Here is a 20,704-nt window from a genome sequence, read left to right on the forward strand (position 1 = left end):
CAGAAATTATCCATACAAGGCCAGGCACGCGACGCCTGCTGCATTGCGGCTTCGCCTCCATTCCGCAGCCGCGCATGCTGGCTGGCGTTATGCAGGATGATGAACTGGTCAATTGCTAAAAAGTTATCAGGTGTAGCGCTGACACTGATTGGTTTGGCGGTGGTGGTAGATATCATGATCGCAGTATTCATCGGACGTGGTGCAATAGCTGCCGAAACTGCTGGTTGCTACCTTACCGATGCAATGTTGGTTGGCTTTCACTGCCAGGGGTTTTGGGCATCAGGCATTGTATCGGCGTGGCTTAACCTACCAACATGGGGGATCTATGGGCTAATCTTTGCCCCCTACAGCTTCAAAGCGGCATTGCTAGCTGTTTTGGTGTGGTTGCCAGTAGCAGTTTTCATCGTGGCATCTCGCAAGGTGGCTCAGCATGCATAACAAGTCGCAGCAGTACGCGGCCGATGGCCGCCGGACGCCCTTTCCGTGGCTCCTTCGTCGCCACTCCAAGGTCGCCGCTGTGCTCAGCGTTATGTGTGAGGAGTATGGATGAGTCCTACAGTATTCCGAGAAAAAGGATATCGTTTCTTTTTCTTCTCGCGAGAGGAGTCTCGCATGCATGTTCATGTAGTATCGGGTGATGGCGAGGCAAAATTCTGGCTTGAACCAGATCTTGAGCTGTCCAAAAATTACGGATACAACCGGCAGCAACTGAAAGAAATCGAATTATTGGTGGAGGATCACCGAGATGAGCTTGTCAGCGCTTGGAAACAGCACTTCGGCAGTTGAGGTGACGAACATTTCTGCGCATGGCGTGTGGCTTCTGGCGCACGACCGAGAGTTTTTCATGCCCTACAACAGTTTTCCCTGGTTTAAGGAGCAGCCGGTCAGCGCAATTGTGAACGTTGAGGAACAATCTCCAGGCCACTTCTATTGGCCTGACCTTGATGTCGACCTGACGGAAGAAATTATAGAGCATCCCGAGAGGTTCCCGAACGTCGCTCACTGCACATAACCATCGCAGGCACGGCGACGTCTTTTCCATTGCGGCTTCGCCTCCATTCCAAAGCCGCGCATGCTGCGGGGCGTTAAATTTTTTGCCGCACCCTCGTAGACTATGTTGTAATACATTGTAGTAGCCAAACTCGAGGGTATAGTCATGAGCGTCACCACGGTTCGCCTTCAAGCAGAAGTTGAACAGCACCTGGAAGCAATTGCTGGCAGGTTGCACCGGAGCAAAGGTTGGGTAATTAACCAAGCATTATCGGAGTACATAGAAAAGCAGCAGCTGGAGCAAGAGCGCTGGAAACAGACCTTAGAAGCAATGGAGTCCGCTGCACAAGGCAAGGTTGTTGATGCCCGCGAGGTTCACAGCTGGCTTAATAGTTGGGGAACCGACAACGAGCAGGATGCACCGAGGTCAGGTAAGTGAAACTGGTTTACACGGACGAAGCCATTGAAGATTTACAGCGCCTCAGGAAGTTCATTGCAGTCCACAATCCATCGGCGGCAGCCCGGATCGCCACCGAACTGGTTGGCAAAATCGAATTGCTTCCTGATTTTCCCAAGATGGGCACACCAGTTGAAATGGCACCGGTGCCTGACTCTGTTCGAGATATGGTTTTCGGGAAATATGTCGTTCGATATTCGCTCCATCCCAGTGCCATCATCATTCTCCGGGTATGGCATGGCCTTGAAGGTGAGCGGTAGTAATTTAACCAGGCGCGTCACTCGGATGCCTTTGTCTCCGCTGCGCTGCGACAAAGCCACCGGTGCGCTTCAGCGTTAAGCGCTACTGATGTAGCCCAGATTGGAGGGGTTTTGTGAAAAACATTGAAGTGGTGATTTTGGCCAATTCGGTGAAGCATCAGCAGCATTGTGTCGCTGGCAAATGCATTGCCAATGGCCAGTGGGTGCGGCCAGTCTCAAATGCAGACGGCGCGGAGCTGAGCCACGCGCAAGCACTGTGCAAAAATCCATACGGACAATTCAATGTAAAGCCTTTGCAGAAAGTTATTATGAGCTTCTCGACTCATGCCCCTTTATCTCACCAGCCCGAAAACTATGTCATAGATGGTTCTGTATGGCGGCAGAATTTTGGGATCTCAGTCGGAGAGCTGGATAACTACCTGGATACCCCTAACGATATTTGGGGTGGAACAGATCGGGTTTCTCACGCAAGTATCGTCTCAGGGCATATTGCTATTGAGCAATCTTTGTATCTTATCGCCGTTGAGAACTTACATTTATATAAAAATCAGTACGATAGACGAAGAGCATCATTCTCCTATCGTGGAAATAACTACGATCTCGCTGTAACTGATCCCAACTTCGATAGAATCATCCAGAATAACGAGGTTCCTAAAGGTGTTCTTTGCGTGAGTTTGGGCGAGGAATATCAAGGTAACTGTTTTAAGCTCGTTGCAACCATATTTTGATAGGAAATGGCATGAAGATTTATACTATCGGATTTACGCAGAAGAACGCGGAGAAGTTCTTCAAATTTATCAAGGTGGCCGAAGTCAAAACCTTGATTGATGTTCGTCTTAATAATGTCTCTCAGTTGTCTGGGTTTGCAAAGCGAGATGATTTAAAATTCTTCCTCAAAGAGCTTTGCGGATCGGATTATGTGCATCTGCCAGAGCTTGCGCCAACTAAAGATATCCTCAATGCATACAAGAAAGGTGACATGTCGTGGCAGCTTTATGAGGACAAGTTCCTTAATCTTATGGCGCAAAGAAATGTTGAGAAATCAATCAGGCCTTCGCTCCTAGACCACGGGTGTTTGCTGTGCTCCGAACATGAACCGCATTTTTGCCACAGGCGGCTAGTTGTGGAGTATTTAAACGAACATTCTGACCTAGACCTTAAAGTTAAACATTTATACTGATGAAAAAGATACTCGTTCTTTATCCAAAACTTTTCAACTGCTACCAAAAGTTTCATAGAAAAGTTGAAAAAATACTCTCTGCTTCAGATGCGGTTGAGTTGGTTTATCCATCGGATGAAAATGGTTTTATCCAGCGGATTTCTGATGAGAGCCAGAAAGTTAATTCGACTCAGCGATGTGAGAATTGGAGTGTTAACGACGTAACCCACGCGATTGTTTTCGACGATGGTGAAGAGTTTCCAAAAGAGGTTGAGTTACTCAAAGAAAACTCTGTTCCTCTTCGACTCATAGATGTTTCTATCACTCGAGTAATTAATATTAAACGTGAGCCAGAATATAAGGGTCTAAAAAGTACGCCCGAGTACGAGTACATTGGGCGGGGATCGTATTGGGGAAACCCTTATTCAATGTATGAAGACGGTGAAGATAGAGAAGAGGTCATTAGAAAGTACAAGTACGATTTTGATTTTGAGAAATTCCCAAATAAGGAGAAAAAAGAGGTGTACAAGCTTGCTGGGAAGCGTTTGGGGTGTTTCTGTAAGCCAGATTCGTGTCACGGAGACGTGTTGGCTGACTTTTTGAATTCATGGGATGACGGTAAGTAATCGCTTAACAAGGCGCTGCTGCCGGACAAATTTTCCGCTGCGCTCCAAATTTGCCGCAGAGCGCGGCGTTAAATCATTCCGTCACAAAGGACTGAAGCGGTTTTACTCGACCGGCCACACACGACTGGCATACACCCCGACCATGCCAAGAAGCTGGGTATGCAGCTGGCTGCTCTGGATACGGCGACTTCAGTGGAAGATATGGATATCCCTGGTTTTCGGCTTCATCCACTGAAGGGCAAGGACAAAGGCCGGTGGTCGATTTGGGTTAACGGAAATTGGCGCATGACGTTCGAATTTCAGGACGGGAACGCCTACATTCGTGATTATGAGGATTATCACTAATGACTATGCATAATCCGCCGCATCCTGGTGAATTCATTCGCGAGGTTTACCTGGAGCCCTTCGGTATCAGCTCTCGTCAGCTTGCTTCCAGTCTGGGCGTTTCACCTTCTACATTGTCTCGGCTGCTCAAAGGGGATAGTGGCATCAGCCCTGAAATGTCTTTGCGGCTGTCCAAGGTTTTCGGGCGCACTCCTGAGAGCTGGTTGGCAATGCAGGACATGTACGATCTTTGGGTGGCCCGCAATACGGTCAATCTGGATGGCATTCATCCCCTGGACTTCGAAGCAGCTTAACCAGTGGCTGTTGTCGGACGCGCCTGCGCTGGCGCTCCGGCACGCCGTTTATTGCGGGCGTCATGCAATACGTTCGTCTTGACGTACGTACCCAGAGGCGTACACTTGGTTGCAAGTTGAACACACAAGAGGTGCGTCATGACCGGAATCACAGCAACTGAGGCGCGCAGCAACCTATATCGGTTGATTGACGAGACCGCCGAGTCCCACCAACCAATCGTCATCATGGGTAAGCGGAACAAAGCTGTTCTGGTTTCCGAGGAAGACTGGTCTGCAATTCAGGAAACACTTTACCTGCTCTCCGTACCAGGTATGCGGGAGTCGATTCGTGAGGGGATGGATACCCCTGTAGATGAATGCGATGAGGAGCTGGACTGATGACATGGAAGTTGGTTTACACCAAGCAAGCCCAGAAAGATGCAAAGAAGTTGGCCTTCAGGGGCCTCAAACCAAAAGCCCAGGAACTGTTAGCGCTGATAGCGGAAGATTCATACCGCAAGCCGCCTCCGATTGAGAAGCTCATTGGTGATCTTTCAGGGGCCTATTCACGCCGTATCAATATTCAGCATCGTCTGGTCTACCAAGTGCTCGAGGAGGAGCGAGTGGTGAAAGTTCTCAGGCTCTGGAGTCACTACGAATAAGGCATAGCCAGGCGCTGTTGCCGGGCAAATTTTCCACCGCTTCGCGGCTCCAAAATTGGCGCAAAGCTTCGCGTTTTAGCTGTGATTGTCTCACTCGAAAAGTGATACTATAGTGTCACTATTAATTTGGATCAGGGTGAGCCCATGAAAGTTGAGCTGGTTACGAACCTCAAGCGCCAAGCCACAAAGATTCTGGCAGATCTGCACCTGACTAAAGAGCCGATACTGATCACGGAGCACGGTCAGCCATCCGCATACCTTGTTGATGTGCAAGATTACGAGTTTATGCAGCGCCGACTTGAGCTGCTTGAGGGGCTCTCACGAGGAGAGCTGGCTGTACTTGAGGGAAGAACGTACAGTCAAAGTGAGGCCAGGGAGAAAATGAGTAAATGGCTGAAGTAATCTGGACGGAGCCCGCCCTTCAAGAACTGGATGCGATCGCTGAGTACATTGCTCTGGATAATCCTGCAGCCGCAAGTCACCTGGTCCAAGAAGTTTTCGATAAGACCGGGCGTTTGGAAGATTTCCCCCAATCCGGACGGATTCCTCCAGAGCTCCCTGATTCAGTATACAGGGAGGTAGCGGTTCCTCCGTGTCGCATTTTTTATCGTGAGGATGATAAGCGAGTTCTCATTCTCTATGTCATGCGAGAGGAGCGACAGCTTCGGGCGTACATGCTTGGGAACAGCTAACCAGGCGCGGCACTCGGATGCCTTTTTCTCCGCTTCGCTAGGTCAAAGTCACCGGTGCGCCAGCACACTGCTGAGCCAGGCCTTTCAGCGCCCCTTAAACAAAGACCCTAACAACCCCCGCAAAATGCTCCGGGTCATCTCCCGCCCTGCGGTGCGGGCTACGCTTTTTGCCATGGTTTCAAAAACGCCCTGGCGCGACGATGTTCTTGCTCGCGCCGGGGCTTTTCGTTTGCTGGTTGGCGCTTTGTACATCCGGCTGTCATCAAGCGCTGCCTGTTCGGCTTCCCTGGCGGCTTGTTCGGCTCGTTCTTTCAGTTTCTCGTAGGCCGATTCGCGGTCAATGGTGGTGTTGTACCTTGGGCCAAACTCGCCGGCATGCCTTTGGCGTCCAGGGTGGATACCAGGGCTTCGCCGATACCCAGTTCGGTGATTCGTCGAAAAAGAACACGAGTTTGGGTTTGTCGGGGTCGCCGACTTCCGGTAACTCTTCAAACAGTTCGGCAAGCAACCAGAGCAGTATGGTGGCATACAGTCGTGGGCGTTGAATCAACTGGTCTGCTGCCAGCAGGGCCATGCCGTGCTCGTCCGCCACTTTGAACGCGATGTTCAGACCGCCTTCCTGGGTGTCGTTAAGTTCCAGCAACCGGGACAGCAAAAGTGGCCCCATATCTGAAATGGTGGCCCGCATGGGGTGGCCTTCGGCGCCGAATACATCCCAGAAAACGGTGGGGAAACCATGGAAGGTGTAGGGTTCAAGGCCGATCTTCTCCGGCACCGGGTGCACCTCGTTGGTTATTGGACAAATTTGTTGGCGGTAATAAGGCAAGCTTAGCTTAAGATGTGTTTGTTGATGGAGGTACAAGAATTATCAGTATGGTCGATAAATGGAGTACACGGCGGAAGGGCGATTATGAGCTCCGGCTGACTCGTACGGTGAACACGCCCGGACGGCATTCGGTTGAGCTGTATCTGTTTATCCCGCCAGAAACCACGCTTTCTGCCCGAACGCTTTCAGAGCAGCAGTTCTTCTTCCGCTCTGTTGCCCACAGTTTTGGGTTGATGGGTTTGCAGGGTGGCGACAGGGCCGTCAAGAATGATGAGTCCTTTGCCCTGTTATCCCCGTACTTCGAGATTGCCAACAGTTCCTGGTTGCTTCGGTACAAGGCGTCCATGGGTCGGTTGCGAGGGCAGTTGAACAATACCGACACGCCGGGCGAGACCATTGCGCGCGCCCTGCGGCTCAGCCAGGCTTTCGCGCAACGCATGCGTGAGACTCAGCCCTCGCGGGACCGCCAGAAGCGGTATCTGCGCCAGATGGACATTTACTTTTCCTGGTTCGCGGAGCAGTTCTTCCTCGAATGCATGACCCGCGACAGCTTTTCCGAACTGGACGAGGCGCTCCGCCAGAGCATTACGGATTTTCTCCAGCAGGAGCGAACTCATCGTAAAGAGCAGGATTACCTGCGTGATTTTCAGGGCACGCCTACCGCGCTTTGGAATCGAGTGAGCCTCTACGACCGGTTACTGGAGTACCCCATTTCGCTACGGCCAAAGGTTGCCGAACTCGGCTCCGGTACGCGCAAGCTGGTGAAGGCCGCCACCACAATGTTCATCATGTCGATACTGACCTACATGCTGTTTAACGTGCGCAATGCCAGCGAAACGCTTTCCATCACGTTGTTGCTGGTTATCGCGTTGATGTACGGCATTCGCGACATGGTGCGCGAAGACATGATCAACGTGATTACCCGCCGGTTACGCCGGGGCAAGCCCCGTTGGCGGATTCGCCTGCGAATGCCTTACACCAGGCAGCAGGTGGCCCGGCAGCTGGTGTGGGTGGATTATCGTAATCTCTCGGATTTGCCGCAGGTGGTCGCCAGTGCCGTCGGACGCTCGGCCAACAACGATGATGCACAAGTTATCTGTTACCGGTCTCTGCTCAAACCGGACAAAGACACGCTGGAACACGATGAAATCAGGGAGCGTATAACGCTGGATTTCGAAGCTCTGTGTGAAATGATCAAGGTAAGCCGGGATCGACTGTATGTGTGTGAGGAGGATGAGGAGTCCGGGTTTTCGGTACAGGTTCATCCGATCGAGAGGCAGCAGGACTTCCATTTATTGCTGGTGTCTGAGCAGCCAGGGCAGGGTCACTCAGCGGCCCAGCTGTGGCGCCTGCGGCTGGGTAACAGCGGCATTGTGCAGAGCAAAAGCAAGGAGCCAAACTGGCCCAGCCCTGAAGAGCAGATGAAGCGCAGTTGGTGGGATCGGATAACGGCTGTGTTCAAGAAAAACTAGGTTGCGAAATCCCGGGGGGTGCCTGTGCGTTATCGCAGCCGAAATACTGCGTGCCCGCCGTCATGCCGAAACAGGGCTGAGGCGGGTGTCCAGCCCAGGCTTCAGTTTGGTGGCATCAAAGCTGAGTACGTCGATCACCACTTCCAGGGCACTCGGGTCGCCCACCTCCAGGATGGCTTCGCCGGCCTGGATCACACCTTCATTCCGGTGTAAGCCATTGTTTGTAGGGCCGAGTATAGTTCATGGGTGCTTTCCTGTGCCGGATTCAGTTACAGTCATGCCACGTATCTTTCAACGTAAAGGGGAGAAACAACTGATGAGCGATCCGACCTACACGCCACCGAAAGTCTGGAAATGGGAGCAGGGCAACGGCGGCAGGTTTGCCAGCATAAACCGCCCGATTGCCGGTGCCACCCACGATAAAGACCTGCCGGTGGGCGAGCATCCGTTCCAGCTGTATTCCCTGGCAACGCCCAATGGGGTTAAAGCCACCATCATGTTTGAGGAATTGCTGGAGAAAGGCATCAAGGAAGCTGAATACGATGCCTGGCTGATCCAGATTATGGAAGGTGACCAGTTCAGTAGCGGTTTTGTGGAGGTTAACCCCAACTCCAAGATCCCCGCGTTGCTGGATCGCAGTGAAGACCCGGCCGTGCGGGTATTCGAATCCGGTTCTATCCTGTTCTATCTGGCAGAGAAGTTTGGTGCCTTCCTGCCAACGGACCGTGCCCGGCGCGCAGAAACCATGAACTGGCTGTTCTGGCAGATGGCCAGCGCACCGATTCTGGGTGGTGGATTCGGGCATTTCTATGCCTATGCCCCGGAAAAATACGAGTACCCCATCAACCGCTACACCATGGAGGTGAAGCGCCAGCTGGATGTGCTGGATCGCCAGCTGGCGGACAACCAGTACATCGCCGGTGACGAGTACACCATCGCCGATATGGCGGTGTGGCCCTGGTATGGTTCGCTGGTGAAGAATACCGTGTATGAGGCCGCCGAATTCCTGGAAGCCCATACTTATACCAACGTACTGCGCTGGACGAATGAACTGGCCAAGCGCCCGGCAGTGCAGCGTGGCCGCATGGTGAACCGTGCCTGGGGCGAGTTGTCGTCCCAGCTGCACGAGCGCCACGATGCGAGCGATTTTGACTTGCGCACCCAGGATAAACTCGAAGGCAAGCAATCTTAAGGAGCAAGAATGGCTGTACCTGCGGCGTTAACCGAGGACCAGATTTACCACCGCTGTCCGCCTGAAAAGCTGGATTTCGACACCACGGATGCACTGGAAGACCTGGAATTGCCGTTCGGGCAGGACCGGGTGCTCCGGGCACTGGAGTTCGGAGCCAGTATGGCCGCCAGTGGCTTCAACCTGTTTGTGCTGGGCCCCTCGGGCGCCGGCAAGCATGAACTGGTGAAGCGGTTTCTGGCCACCCACGCCGCAGGCAAGCCGGTGCCGTGTGACTGGTGCCATGTATTTAACTTTCAGCAGTCAGACAAACCTGGCGCTATCGAGTTGCCACCGGGCGAGGGTCGCAAGTTCAAAAGCGACATGAACGACCTGGCCAACGAGCTGAAAACCGCCATCCCCGCTACCTTCGAGAGCGAGGAATACCAGGCCCGGATTCAGGAGCTTCAGGAAGAAGTCACCCGGCGCCAACAAAAAGGCCTGTTTGCCATCCAGGAAGAGGCAAACGCCAACAATATTGCCATGATCACCACGCCGGCCGGCTTTACCTTTGCGCCCATGCGCAATGGCGAAGTCATCGAGCCGGAGGAGTACAAGAAATTCTCTGATGAAGAGAAGGAGCTTGTCGAAGCCAAGGTGGAAGACCTGCAGAAGAAGCTGCAGCAGGCGATTCAGCAGGTTCCCCGGTTGCGCAAGGAAGTGCGGGAACGGATACATCAGCTCAATGAAGAGATGGTGCAGCTCACGCTTGGCGGCCCCATTGGCGAACTGCGTGAGAAATGGAGCCATGTTCCGGCGGTGGTCGCCCACCTGGATTCGGTGCGGGAAGACGTGGTGGAGCACGCTGAGGCCTTCCAGGATAACGAGAACGGTGCGCCTGCCGGGTTGCTGAACCGGTATCGGGTGAACCTGCTGGTCGACAATGCAGAAACCCGGGGCGCACCGGTGGTCTATGAAGACCTGCCCAACCATCAACACCTGACCGGGCAGATCGAACACCGGGCCCACCAGGGCAACCTGTACACAGATTTCACCCTGATCCGTGCCGGCTCTTTGCACCGGGCTAATGGTGGTTACCTGATCCTGGATGCCCGCCGCATCCTCACCCAGCCACTGGCCTGGGAGAGCCTGAAGCGGATTCTGTTCTCCGGTGAAATCCGCATTGAGTCGCTGGAGCGTTTGTATGGCCTGGCGACCACCGTCAGCCAGCAGCCGGAGCCGATCCCCCTGAACGTGAAAGTGGTTCTGGTGGGTGACCGGATGTTGTATTACCTGTTGTCCCACTACGACCCGGATTTCCTGGACCTGTTCAAGGTGGAAGCCGATTTTGAAGACGACCTGGACCGGGACGACCAGAGCTATCCGCTGTATGCCCGGGTGATTGCCACCATGGCGCGGTCGTCCGGCATCCGTGCGCTGGACCGTGCTGCCGTTGCCCGGGTAATCGAGCATGCGAGCCGGCTGGCCAGTGACCAGAAAAAGCTCACCGCCCATGACCGCGTGCTGAAAGACTTGCTCAGCGAGGCCGACCACTGGGCATCCCAGGCTGGTAGTGCCCGCATTGAAGTGATTCACGTGCAGCAGGCCATTGATGAGCGGGAATACCGGGCCAGCCGTATCCGTGAGCGCAGCTTGGAGCAGATTCGCCGGGGCGTGATGATGATTGCCACCGAAGGCGAACAGGCAGCACAGATCAATGGCTTGTCGGTTCTGCAGATTGGCGCTACCCGCTTCGGCCAGCCCACCCGCATAACCGCGACGGCCCGCCCCGGCAAAGGCCAGGTGGTGGATATCGAGCGGGAAGCCAAGCTTGGCGGGCCCATTCACAGCAAGGCGGTGATGATCCTGTCCCGCTTCCTGGCCAACCGCTATGCGCCGATGGGTGAGTTGTCGCTGTCGGCCAGCCTGGCTTTTGAGCAGTCTTACGGTGGTGTGGAGGGGGATTCGGCGTCGGTGGCGGAAACCTGCGTGTTGCTGTCGGCGATTACCGGCGTTCCCCTGAAGCAATCACTGGCCGTAACCGGTTCCATGAACCAGCACGGCGAGGTTCAGGCCGTGGGCGGTGTAAACGAAAAAATCGAAGGCTTCTTCAATGTGTGCACACAAGCCAGGGGCGTGAATGGTCATGGCGCCCTGTTGCCGGCCAGCAACGTGGAACACCTGATGCTCAATGAACAGGTTCGTGACGCCGTGCGGGAAGGACGGTTCACTATCTATCCGCTCAGCCACATCGACCAGGCCATTGAGCTGATGACCGGTATGGAGGCCGGTGTTCCCGATGCTGATGGCGTTTACCCGGAGAACACGTTCAACCGGCTGGTGGCGGATCGGCTGGCGGAGTTTGCCGAAGTTGGCAAGAAGAAAGACGACGGCAAGGAGAACGGCAACGGAGGCAATGGCAATGGCAACAACGGCGACGACTGACAAACCGGACGTACCAGCGGGCCGGGTATTGATCTTGCTGGATGGCTCGCGCCTGAGCCTTGCCGCGCTGGAAGCTGCCGCAGAGATTGCTTCGGCCCGTAATGCAGAGGTTCTGGGTATCTTTGTGGAAGAAGTTAACCTGCTGCGCACGGCGGGGTATGGCTTTGCCCGGGAAGTGGGCGGTAGTTCCGGCCTGGCCCGCCCGCTGGATTCAGCTGCAATCGAGGCCCGCATGCAGGCACTGGCCGAGGCGGCCCGCCGTTCATTACAACAGGCGATGGCTCGTCGCGGCCTGGCCCAGACCCTGAAGCTGTGCCGGGGCCGTGTAGCGGAAGAGGTTCTGAACCTGGTGCAGCCGCAAGACCTGGTGGTACTGGGTCGGGTTGGCTGGTCCGGTATTCCCGGAGCCCGCCTGGGTTCAACGGCCCGGGTTCTGCTTCGGCAGGCGCCGGGCGATGTGTTGCTGTGGGCGGAGCCCCGAGCGCAGCGCCAGAACCGCGTGGTGGTTCTGCTCAACCATGACCAGGGGGCCAATCACCGGGCAGTGCTTGTGGGGGCCGAGCTGGCGCGGCGCAGTCATCAACCATTGAGCGTTTTGCTGCGTACCGGTTCCGAGGCAGATCAGTCGGTAGCCGAAGATATCCTGGCGTACCTGCAGAGTGAGGGCATTGCGGCGCGGGTTCGGCAGATACCGGCCGCCAGTGCCGGTGCTGCCGTGCGGGCCATGCAGGAGGAGGGGGCCAGCCAGCTGGTGGTCAGCCGCAGTTGCAGCCTGTTCGCCGATCAGGGCGCGGAGGCCCTGTTGTCGGCCCTGAACCTGCCGGTTACGGTAACGCCCTGACCGGATGTGCAGCGCTCAGGCATTCTTGCGATTGCCGGCATCGTTCAGTACCTGCTCGATTTCCTCGGATTCCATGGTTTCCCGTTCCATCACCGCCTTGGCCAGGGCATCCAGTTCTTTGCGGTGCTCGGTCAGAAAGGCGACGGTAAAACGTTCCAGGTCCATCAGCTGGGTCTGGATTTCGGAATCGATCATCTCCGCAAGCTTTTCGCTGTATTCCCGGGGTGCGCCCATTTCGCGACCGAGGAATACATGCTCTTCACCAATGCCTAGCCCCAGGGGCCCCACCTTTTCGCTCATACCCCACTGGCCGATCATCCGGCGCAACAGTTTGGTGGCTTCTTTCAGGTCGTTCTGGGCACCGGTGCTGACTTCCCCGTAAATGATTTTCTCCGCAGAGCGGCCACCCAGCATCACCTTGATGCGATCCCGAAGGTAGCTTTCGGTGTAGTTGTATTTGTCTTCCCGGGGTGTCTGTTCCGTCACCCCCATGGCCATGCCGCGGGGGATGATGGTTACCTTGGTGAGCGGGTCGGCTTTGGGCATGTAATACGCCATCAGCGCGTGGCCGCACTCGTGGTAGGCCACCACTTCGCGTTCCTCCGGGGTCAGCTGGGCGTCCCGCTCTTCGCCCAGGATGATTCTGTCGCGGGCTACTTCGAAGCAGTGCGCGGTGACCTCATCCAGGTTTTCCCGGGCTGCGGTCAGGGCGGCTTCGTTCACCAGGTTTTTCAGGTCTGCCCCGGAAAAACCGGTGGTGCGGGCGGCCAGTTGCTCCAGGTTAACGTCGGCCGCCAGGGGCACTTTGCGCACGTGGACTTTCAGGATGGCTTCGCGGGCGGTTTTATGTGGGCGATCCAGGGTTATTTTCCGGTCAAACCGACCGGGGCGCAGCAGGGCGCTGTCGAGCACATCCGGACGGTTGGTCGCTGCCAGCACCAGGACGTTCTCGTGGGCCTCGAAACCGTCCATTTCGGTCAGGATCTGATTCAGGGTCTGCTCCCGCTCATCATGGCCACCACCGAGGCCTGCACCCCGGGAGCGGCCGATGGCATCCAGTTCGTCGATAAAGATCAGGGCAGGGGCTTCCTTGCGGGCATTCTGGAACATATCCCGCACCCGGGCGGCACCCACGCCCACGAACATTTCGATGAATTCCGAGGCACTGATGCTGAAAAACGGCACTTCGGCTTCACCGGCAATGGCCCGGGCCAGCAGGGTTTTACCGGTGCCCGGCGGGCCCACCAGCAATACGCCCTTGGGCATAACGGCGCCCAGCCGGCGGTATTTCTCCGGGGTTTTCAGGAAGTCGATAATCTCGGAGATGTCCCGCTTGGCCGACTCGATGCCGGCTACGTCATCCAGCGTGGTGGTCGAGGTTTCCTTGCGGGCCCTGCGGGCCTTTGACTTGGCATAGTCGAAGGGGCTGTTGCCGCCGGTCATGCGTTTCTGGGCCGCGCCCCAGAACCAGAACATCAGTGCCAGCAGCAATATCCAGGGCAGGAACCCGAGAATCAGCTCCTGCCACCAGGGCCTGCCAGAGCGGGCCCCGCGAATGGTGACTTCCTGCCGTTCCAGCAAGGCCAGCAGCTCCGTGTCTTCAACCGGCGGGCGCACGGTGATAAAGCTGCGCGACGCCGGGCCGGTATCAGAGCTGAACTGGCTGCTGCCGGAGTCTGTAAACTGGCCACGGATTTCCTCGTTTTGCAGAGTCACTTCCGAGACCTGGCCACTCAACACGGCTTCCTTGAACTCGGAGTAGGCCAGTTCCTGTTGTTGCGGCTGACCGCTGTCCTGTAGCCACAGGAACATCAGGAAGATGGCCGCGCTTAACCACAAAAATGACAGCTGGTTAGGTACGGCCGGTGGTGGCGTCTGGTCTTGTCCTTGCTTTTCAGGTTCCATTACTACGTTCCTGTCTGATTAGAAGCCCATGGCGGATGAAGTGCTTCGCCTGGGATCGGCGCCGCCGAACAGGGTACCGTCTTCGCCGACCATGATGCTCTGAATGGCGCCCATGGCGGTACTGGTATTCACCACATGGCCCCGGGACTCAAGCAATTCGATAGTGTCCTGGCTGATGCCCTGTTCGATGCGAATCTCATCCGGCAGCCACTGATGGTGCATGCGCGGGGCGCTGACGGCAGTCTGTATGTTCATATTATGGTCGATCACATTCATCACTACCTGCAAGGTGGTGGTGATAATACGAGAGCCGCCCGGGCTGCCGGTGACCAGAACATTCTTGCCGTCTTTACGCACGATAGTGGGCGACATGGAGCTGAGCATACGCTTGCCTGGTTCAATCTTGTTGGCTTCGCCACCAATCAGGCCGTAGGCGTTGGCAGCGCCCGGCTTGGCGCTGAAGTCGTCCATTTCATTGTTCAGCAGAAAGCCTGCGCCGGCCACGGTGATGCCGGAGCCGTAGCTGAAATTGATGGTGTAGGTGTTGGATACGGCATTGCCCCAACGGTCCACCACCGAGAAGTGGGTGGTTTCCGGGCTTTCAAATACCGCGGGCTGGCCGGGCTTGATCTCGAGGGAAGGGCGGGCCTTGTCCGGGGCAATGCCTTTGCGAAGTTCTGCGGCGTAGTCTTTGCTCGTCAGCCCGGCCAGGGGCACCTCCACAAAGTCGGTGTCGCCCAGGTATTCGGCCCGGTCGGCGTAGGCCAGCTTCATGGCTTCGGCCATGTGGTGCAGGGTGTTGGCGGAGTTGTGCCCCCATTCGCCAATGGGGTAGTGCTCAAGAATGTTCAGGATCTGGACGATGTGGGTGCCGCCGGAAGAGGGCGGCGACATGGAGAAAATATCGTATCCCCGGTAGTTCCCCTGCACCGGCTGGCGGACCGCGGGCTGATAGCTGGCGAGGTCTTCCAGGGTTATCAGCCCGTCGCCGCGCTGCATTTCTTCCACGATCAGCCGGGCGGTTTCGCCCCGGTAGAAGCCCTCGATGCCCTGATCAGCAATGCGTTGAAGGGTAGCGGCCAGCTCCGGCTGCCTGAACGTTTCCCCCGGCTGCGGTGCGGAGCCGTCTTCCTTATAGAAGGTATCGCGGGTGGCGGGCCAGCGTTGCAGGCGATCCCGGGCCTGTTCCAGCCCCTCGGTAAACCGGTGTGGCACCACAAAGCCGTCCCTGGCCAGGCGAATGGCCGGCGCCAGGGCTTCTTTCAGCGACAGGGTGCCGTGGCGTTCAAGGGCCAGGGCCAGGCCAGCCACGGTGCCGGGAACGCCCGCGGCTTTATGGCTGAACCGGCTGCGTTCGCTCACCACATTGCCGTCTTCATCCTGGAACATGGTTTCGGTAGCGGCCGCCGGCGCGGTTTCCCGGTAGTCGATGGCTTCTGGTGCGGAGCCATTGCCCGGTGCGTAGAGCAGAAAGCCGCCACCACCGATGTTGCCGGAGCGGGGCTGGGTGACGGCCAGGGCAAAGCCGGCGGTTACCGCAGCGTCTACGGCGTTACCGCTGTTCTTGAGAACCTGCAGGGCCACTTCCGACGCCAGTGTGTGGCTGGTGGCCACCATGCCCTGGGTGCCTTGAACGGGATGAAAGCGCTCGCCTTCCAGAATGGCCTGGTTACTGGCTGCCGCAGCAGTGGTTGCAACTGCGAACAAGCTTGCGGCTGTAAGGCGCCACAGGCCCCTCAGAGGGATTTTCTTTAAAAGGCTGTGGTTGACTCTGTCCATGCGCTCACTCCTCGTTTCTGGCTTTCAGATAGGCTATCATAGCCGGTCATTTTTAACGGTGCGTTCCGATCGTTTGCCGCAAACTTTGTTTTGCCGGTTCCCCGTCGCACCCGCTTTCCCGGATTCAAGTTAAGGAAAGGCTTCATGGAGCATACCTATCGTCTTGTTATTTCCTGCCCGGACCGGGTGGGAATTGTTGCCAAGGTGAGTAATTTCCTGTCCACCTACAATGGCTGGATTACCGAGGCGAGCCACCACTCAGATACCCAGTCCGGCTGGTTCTTCATGCGGCACGAGATCAAGGCCGAATCGATTCCGTTCGGGCTGGACCAGTTCCGCGCAGCCTTCGAGCCGATTGCCCGCGAGTTCAACATGAACTGGCACATTGCCGATTCTGCCCGTCCCAAGCGGGTGATCCTGATGTGCAGCAAGGAATCCCACTGCCTGGCCGACCTGTTACACCGCTGGCACAGCAAGGAACTCAACTGCGAAATCGTGGCGGTTATCTCGAACCACGATGACCTGCGCCGGATGGTGGAATGGCATGACATTCCCTACCACCACGTGCCGGTGAGCAAGGAAAACAAGGCCGAAGCCTTTGCCCACATTGAAGAGCTGTTCGCACAGTACGAAACCGATGTGGTGGTTCTGGCCCGTTACATGCAAATCCTGCCGGCTGCCCTGTGTGAAAAGTATGCGGGCAAGGTGATCAATATCCACCACAGCTTCCTGCCGTCTTTCGCTGGTGCCCGGCCATACCACCAGGCTTACAGCCGTGGTGTGAAGCTGATTGGAGCTACCTGCCACTACGTAACCCAGGATCTTGATGAAGGCCCGATCATCGAGCAGGACGTTATTCGCATCAGCCATCGCGACTCCATCGAAGACATGGTTCGCCTGGGTAAGGATGTTGAGAAGAACGTACTGGCCCGCGGGCTCCGGTCGCATGTTGAAGACCGCGTGATTACCTATGAAAACAAGACCGTAGTGTTTGATTAAGGCTTTACCACAGTTGCCCCGGCGAGGGGTGGACTGTGGTATGCTTGGCGGCTTGTTGAAGAATAAATGTGGGTGCGGAAAAAGGCCCCGTAACGACTTCCAGATAACGCAAAGGAACCTTTCTCGATGGGTGAGTTAGCCAAAGAGATCCTGCCGGTCAATATTGAAGACGAATTGAAACAGTCCTACCTCGATTACGCCATGAGCGTGATCGTTGGCCGGGCCCTGCCGGATGTGCGCGACGGCCTCAAGCCGGTGCACCGGCGGGTTCTGTTCGCCATGTCCGAGCTGGGTAACGACTGGAACAAGGCGTACAAGAAGTCTGCCCGTGTGGTGGGTGACGTTATCGGTAAATACCACCCCCATGGCGACTCTGCGGTATACGACACCATCGTTCGTATGGCTCAGCCGTTTTCGCTGCGCTACCCGCTGGTTGATGGCCAGGGTAACTTCGGTTCCATCGACGGCGACAACGCGGCCGCCATGCGTTACACCGAAATCCGCATGGAGAAGATGGCGCACTCGCTGCTGGCGGACCTGGAAAAGGAAACGGTCGACTACGTAGACAACTACGACGGCACCGAGCGTATTCCGGAAGTCCTGCCCACCCGCGTACCGAACCTGCTGGTGAACGGCTCCTCCGGTATCGCCGTGGGTATGGCCACCAACATTCCGCCCCACAACCTGACCGAAGTCGTTAACGGCTGCCTGGCGCTGATTGATAACCCGGACCTGACCATCGATGAACTGATGGAATACATTCCGGGCCCGGATTTCCCGACCCAGGGCATCATTAACGGTCGTGCAGGCATTGTCGAGGCCTATCGCACCGGCCGTGGTCGTATCTACATCCGTGCCCGTCACGAGATCGAGCACGACAACAAGACCAACCGCGATGCGATCATCATCACTGAGCTGCCTTACCAGCTGAACAAGGCGAAGCTGATCGAGAAGATCGCCGAACTGGTCAAGGAAAAACGCCTTGAGGGCATCACCGAGCTGCGTGACGAGTCCAACAAGGAAGGTATCCGGGTTGTTATCGAACTGCGCCGTGGTGAAAACCCGGAAGTGGTGGTGAACAACCTGTTCGCCCACACTCAGCTGCAGACAGTGTTCGGCATCAATATGGTTGCGCTGCTGAACGGCGAGCCGAAGATCCTGAACCTGAAGCAGATGCTCGACGCCTTCGTGCGCCACCGTCGCGAAGTGGTTACCCGCCGGACCATCTATGAGCTGCGCAAAGCCCGTGAGCGTGGTCACATCCTGGAAGGCCTGACCGTAGCCCTGGCCAACATCGACGAGATGATCGAACTGATCAAGGCTTCTCCGAGCTCTGTTGAAGCCAAGGAAAAGCTGATGTCCAAGGGCTGGGCGCCCGGCGACGTCCTGGCCATGCTGGAACGTGCTGGTGAAGATGCCTGCCGCCCGGATGACCTGCCGGAATTCTACGGCCTGCGTGATGGCCTGTACTACCTGTCACCGGAGCAGACCCAGGCGATCCTGGATATGCGCCTGCACCGCCTGACCGGCCTGGAAACCGAAAAGCTCCAGAACGAGTACAAAGAAATCCTCGAGAAGATTGCCGGCCTGCTGGAAATCCTGGGTGATCCGGACCGCCTGATGCAGGTTATCCGTGAAGAACTGGAAGCTGTGGTGTCCGAGTTTGGTGACGAGCGCCGTACCGAAATCACCAGTTCCCAGCGTGACCTGACCATCGCAGACCTCATTGACGAAGAAGACCTGGTGGTCACCATTTCCCACAGTGGTTATGCCAAGACCCAGGCGGTTGAAGATTACCAGGCCCAGCGCCGTGGTGGTCGCGGTAAGGCCGCCACCTCGATGAAAGACGAAGACTTTATCGAGAAGCTGCTGGTCGCCAACTCCCACGATACCATTCTGTGCTTCTCCGACCGCGGTAAGGTGTACTGGCTGCGGGTATTCGAGATTCCCCGTGGCAGCCGTGGTTCCCGTGGTCGCCCGATGGTCAATATCCTGCCGCTGGACGAAGGTGAGCGTATTACCACCTTCCTGCCGGTGCGTGATTATCCGGAAGACCAGTTTGTACTGATGGCCACCTCTGCCGGTGTGGTCAAGAAGACCCCGCTGCCGAACTTCTCCCGTCCGCGCAGTAGTGGCCTGATTGCCCTGAACCTGGACGAAGGCGATACCCTGATTGGTGCAGCCATCACTGACGGTTCCGCCGAGGTCATGCTGTTCTCGACTGCCGGCAAAGCGGTGCGGTTCCGCGAGGACCAGGTGCGGCCCATGAGCCGGACTGCCCGTGGTGTGCGCGGTATCAAGATGCCGGAAGGCCACCATGTGGTGTCGCTGATTATTCCGCAGGACGGTGGCGTAATTCTCACCGCCAGTGAACACGGCTACGGTAAGCGTACCGCCATCGACGAATTCCCGGCCTACAGCCGTGGCAGTCAGGGCGTTATCGCCATGCAGTGCTCCGAGCGTAACGGCAACCTGGTAACCGCTTTGCAGCTGTTCGAAGGCGACGAGATGATGCTGATTTCGGACAAGGGCACGCTGGTGCGTACCCGTACCGATGAGGTTTCTGTACTCAGCCGGAACACCCAGGGTGTTCGCCTGATTCGCCTGGCGCAGGAAGACGAGCGCCTGGTGGGAGTTGAGCGGATTGCAGAATCTGACGATGCCGATGCGGAAGATACCGATGCGGGCGTTGACGTAGACGTTGAAGGCGAGGAAACCGAAGAATGAGCAGGGCGTTTAATTTCTGTGCGGGTCCGGCCACCTTGCCGGAGGCTGTGCTGAAGCAGGCTCAGAGCGAAATGCTCGACTGGCGCGGCACCGGCATGTCGGTGATGGAGATGAGTCACCGCAGTGACGAGTTTGTGGCGATTGCCGAAACGGCTGAAAAAGACCTTCGGGAACTTGCAGGAATATCAGACGATTACGCCGTACTCTTCATGCAGGGTGGAGCTTCCAGTCAGTTCTCTACCATCCCGTTGAACCTGCTCGGTGAAAAGACCTCCGCCGATTATGTGAACACCGGTATCTGGTCGAAGAAAGCCATCGCAGAAGCCAGCCGCTACGGCAACGTGAATGTGGTAGCCAGCTCTGAAGAGAGCGGTTTTACCACCATTCCGGACCAGGCGGTATGGACTACGAATGCCGATGCGGCGTACCTGCATTACACGCCGAACGAAACCATTGGTGGCCTGGAATACGATTTCATTCCGGATAGCGGCAAGGTGCCGCTGGTGGCGGACATGTCTTCCACCATGCTGTCGCGCCCTGTAGACATCAACAAGTTCGGGCTGATTTACGCCGGCGCCCAGAAGAACATCGGGCCGTCTGGCCTGGTGGTTGTGATTATCCGCAAGGACCTTTTGGGCAAGGCCCGCAAGGAAACGCCGACGATGATGAACTATCAGGTCATCGCCGATAACGATTCCATGTACAACACGCCGGCGACCTATTCCTGGTACCTGTCCGGCCTGGTGTTCAAGTGGCTGAAAGAGCAGGGCGGCGTGAAGGCGATGGGCGAGTTGAATGCCCGCAAGGCGAAGAAGCTGTACGACTTCATTGATACCAATGATTTCTATGCCAACCCGATCGAACCGCGTTTCCGTTCCTGGATGAACGTGCCGTTCACCCTGGCAGACGATGCTCTCAACGGTGAGTTCCTGAAGGGTGCTGAAGCCCGGCACCTGCTGAACCTGCAGGGCCACCGTTCGGTCGGTGGCATGCGGGCGAGCATCTACAACGCCATGCCGGAAGAGGGCGTGGATGCGTTGATTGCCTACATGGCGGAATTTGCGAAGGAGCGGGGCTGA

At 56.6% G+C, this 20,704-nt stretch carries 23 protein-coding genes and 3 pseudogenes; 21 read left to right on the top strand and 5 right to left on the bottom strand.

What is annotated here, in order from left to right; translation table 11 throughout:
- From Q668_RS12735 to Q668_RS12795, 14 genes and pseudogenes are all read left to right on the top strand, one after another.
- On the top strand, window positions 1-438 hold a 438-nt coding region (locus Q668_RS12735), incomplete at its 5' end, for a hypothetical protein (RefSeq protein WP_036219963.1).
- 108 nt (window positions 439-546) lie between these two features.
- A complete protein-coding gene (locus tag Q668_RS16925) occupies window positions 547-786 on the top strand; it encodes a DUF4160 domain-containing protein (protein WP_081697604.1) in 240 nt (79 codons plus the stop codon).
- Window positions 746-1,012, top strand: coding sequence for a DUF2442 domain-containing protein (locus Q668_RS12740; RefSeq protein ID WP_036219965.1), 267 nt, complete (start codon window positions 746-748; stop codon window positions 1,010-1,012). Before Q668_RS16925 ends, Q668_RS12740 begins: the two co-directional genes overlap by 41 nt.
- 144 nt (window positions 1,013-1,156) lie before the next feature.
- The gene (locus Q668_RS12745; RefSeq protein ID WP_022989998.1) at window positions 1,157-1,429 is read left to right on the top strand and encodes a CopG family ribbon-helix-helix protein; all 273 of its coding nucleotides are present in this window, start codon (window positions 1,157-1,159) and stop codon (window positions 1,427-1,429) included.
- A complete protein-coding gene (locus Q668_RS12750; RefSeq protein WP_022989999.1) occupies window positions 1,426-1,707 on the top strand; it encodes a type II toxin-antitoxin system RelE/ParE family toxin in 282 nt (93 codons plus the stop codon). Before Q668_RS12745 ends, Q668_RS12750 begins: the two co-directional genes overlap by 4 nt.
- Window positions 1,708-1,820: 113 nt before the next feature.
- Complete coding sequence (locus tag Q668_RS16930) at window positions 1,821-2,435, top strand: dual OB domain-containing protein (RefSeq protein ID WP_152521788.1); 615 nt, start codon at window positions 1,821-1,823, stop codon at window positions 2,433-2,435.
- An 11-nt stretch (window positions 2,436-2,446) separates the two neighbouring features.
- Entirely contained in the window at window positions 2,447-2,887 is a 441-nt protein-coding gene (locus tag Q668_RS12760) for a DUF488 family protein (protein ID WP_022990001.1), read from the top strand.
- The gene (locus Q668_RS12765; RefSeq protein WP_022990002.1) at window positions 2,887-3,492 is read left to right on the top strand and encodes a DUF4326 domain-containing protein; all 606 of its coding nucleotides are present in this window, start codon (window positions 2,887-2,889) and stop codon (window positions 3,490-3,492) included. The genes Q668_RS12760 and Q668_RS12765 overlap by 1 nt, the downstream gene beginning before the upstream one ends.
- 37 nt (window positions 3,493-3,529) lie before the next feature.
- A pseudogene (locus Q668_RS12770) lies at window positions 3,530-3,837 on the top strand (type II toxin-antitoxin system RelE/ParE family toxin).
- Window positions 3,837-4,130 carry a HigA family addiction module antitoxin gene (locus Q668_RS12775; RefSeq protein WP_022990004.1) on the top strand — a complete coding sequence of 98 codons (294 nt, stop codon included), beginning with the start codon at window positions 3,837-3,839 and terminating at the stop codon, window positions 4,128-4,130. Before Q668_RS12770 ends, Q668_RS12775 begins: the two are co-directional and overlap by 1 nt.
- Before the next feature lie 138 nt (window positions 4,131-4,268).
- On the top strand, window positions 4,269-4,508 hold the full coding sequence (locus tag Q668_RS12780) for a type II toxin-antitoxin system Phd/YefM family antitoxin (RefSeq protein WP_022990005.1): 240 nt from the start codon (window positions 4,269-4,271) through the stop codon (window positions 4,506-4,508).
- On the top strand, window positions 4,508-4,771 hold the full coding sequence (locus Q668_RS12785; protein WP_022990006.1) for a Txe/YoeB family addiction module toxin: 264 nt from the start codon (window positions 4,508-4,510) through the stop codon (window positions 4,769-4,771). Before Q668_RS12780 ends, Q668_RS12785 begins: the two co-directional genes overlap by 1 nt.
- 144 nt (window positions 4,772-4,915) lie before the next feature.
- Window positions 4,916-5,173 (top strand): type II toxin-antitoxin system Phd/YefM family antitoxin, encoded by a 258-nt coding sequence (locus tag Q668_RS12790; protein ID WP_022990007.1) that lies wholly within the window; start codon window positions 4,916-4,918, stop codon window positions 5,171-5,173.
- Window positions 5,161-5,463, top strand: a complete 303-nt coding sequence (locus tag Q668_RS12795) for a type II toxin-antitoxin system RelE/ParE family toxin (protein ID WP_022990008.1) — start codon at window positions 5,161-5,163, stop codon at window positions 5,461-5,463. Before Q668_RS12790 ends, Q668_RS12795 begins: the two co-directional genes overlap by 13 nt.
- Before the next feature lie 84 nt (window positions 5,464-5,547).
- Here the strand turns inward: Q668_RS12795 and Q668_RS17785 are convergent.
- A pseudogene (locus Q668_RS17785) lies at window positions 5,548-5,840 on the bottom strand (helicase HerA-like domain-containing protein).
- Window positions 5,841-5,902: 62 nt separating this feature from the next.
- Window positions 5,903-6,247 (bottom strand): annotated as a pseudogene (locus Q668_RS17305) (helicase HerA-like domain-containing protein); the annotation flags it as partial.
- Between the two features lie 89 nt (window positions 6,248-6,336).
- Here Q668_RS17305 and Q668_RS12805 point away from each other — a divergent pair.
- On the top strand, window positions 6,337-7,761 hold the full coding sequence (locus Q668_RS12805) for a hypothetical protein (protein WP_022990010.1): 1,425 nt from the start codon (window positions 6,337-6,339) through the stop codon (window positions 7,759-7,761).
- Window positions 7,762-7,821: 60 nt separating this feature from the next.
- On the opposite strand, the gene Q668_RS17135 is transcribed toward Q668_RS12805, so the two are convergent.
- Window positions 7,822-7,956 carry a hypothetical protein gene (locus Q668_RS17135; RefSeq protein ID WP_022990011.1) on the bottom strand — a complete coding sequence of 45 codons (135 nt, stop codon included), beginning with the start codon at window positions 7,954-7,956 and terminating at the stop codon, window positions 7,822-7,824.
- A gap of 121 nt (window positions 7,957-8,077) precedes the next feature.
- On the opposite strand from Q668_RS17135, the gene yghU reads away from it, so the two are divergent.
- Genes yghU through Q668_RS12820 form a run of 3 tightly spaced genes read left to right on the top strand, consistent with a single transcriptional unit; the run spans window position 8,078 to window position 12,215 of the window.
- A complete protein-coding gene (gene yghU, locus Q668_RS12810; protein ID WP_022990012.1) occupies window positions 8,078-8,953 on the top strand; it encodes a glutathione-dependent disulfide-bond oxidoreductase in 876 nt (291 codons plus the stop codon).
- Between the two features lie 9 nt (window positions 8,954-8,962).
- A complete protein-coding gene (locus Q668_RS12815) occupies window positions 8,963-11,374 on the top strand; it encodes a Lon protease family protein (protein ID WP_022990013.1) in 2,412 nt (803 codons plus the stop codon).
- The gene (locus tag Q668_RS12820) at window positions 11,352-12,215 is read left to right on the top strand and encodes a universal stress protein (RefSeq protein ID WP_022990014.1); all 864 of its coding nucleotides are present in this window, start codon (window positions 11,352-11,354) and stop codon (window positions 12,213-12,215) included. The genes Q668_RS12815 and Q668_RS12820 overlap by 23 nt, the downstream gene beginning before the upstream one ends.
- Window positions 12,216-12,230: 15 nt before the next feature.
- On the opposite strand, the gene ftsH is transcribed toward Q668_RS12820, so the two are convergent.
- Both ftsH and ggt read right to left on the bottom strand, forming a co-directional pair.
- Window positions 12,231-14,120 carry an ATP-dependent zinc metalloprotease FtsH gene (gene ftsH / locus Q668_RS12825; protein ID WP_022990015.1) on the bottom strand — a complete coding sequence of 630 codons (1,890 nt, stop codon included), beginning with the start codon at window positions 14,118-14,120 and terminating at the stop codon, window positions 12,231-12,233.
- An 18-nt stretch (window positions 14,121-14,138) separates the two neighbouring features.
- Window positions 14,139-15,899 carry a gamma-glutamyltransferase gene (ggt, locus tag Q668_RS12830; protein WP_022990016.1) on the bottom strand — a complete coding sequence of 587 codons (1,761 nt, stop codon included), beginning with the start codon at window positions 15,897-15,899 and terminating at the stop codon, window positions 14,139-14,141.
- A gap of 144 nt (window positions 15,900-16,043) precedes the next feature.
- Here ggt and purU point away from each other — a divergent pair, with 144 nt between their 5' ends.
- From purU to serC, 3 genes are all read left to right on the top strand, one after another.
- Window positions 16,044-16,898 carry a formyltetrahydrofolate deformylase gene (gene purU / locus Q668_RS12835; protein ID WP_022990017.1) on the top strand — a complete coding sequence of 285 codons (855 nt, stop codon included), beginning with the start codon at window positions 16,044-16,046 and terminating at the stop codon, window positions 16,896-16,898.
- Between the two features lie 126 nt (window positions 16,899-17,024).
- A complete protein-coding gene (gyrA, locus tag Q668_RS12840) occupies window positions 17,025-19,625 on the top strand; it encodes a DNA gyrase subunit A (RefSeq protein WP_022990018.1) in 2,601 nt (866 codons plus the stop codon).
- Entirely contained in the window at window positions 19,622-20,704 is a 1,083-nt protein-coding gene (serC, locus tag Q668_RS12845) for a 3-phosphoserine/phosphohydroxythreonine transaminase (protein WP_022990019.1), read from the top strand. Before gyrA ends, serC begins: the two co-directional genes overlap by 4 nt.

Source organism: Marinobacter sp. ES-1 (assembly GCF_000475255.1).
GTDB lineage: Bacteria > Pseudomonadota > Gammaproteobacteria > Pseudomonadales > Oleiphilaceae > Marinobacter > Marinobacter vinifirmus.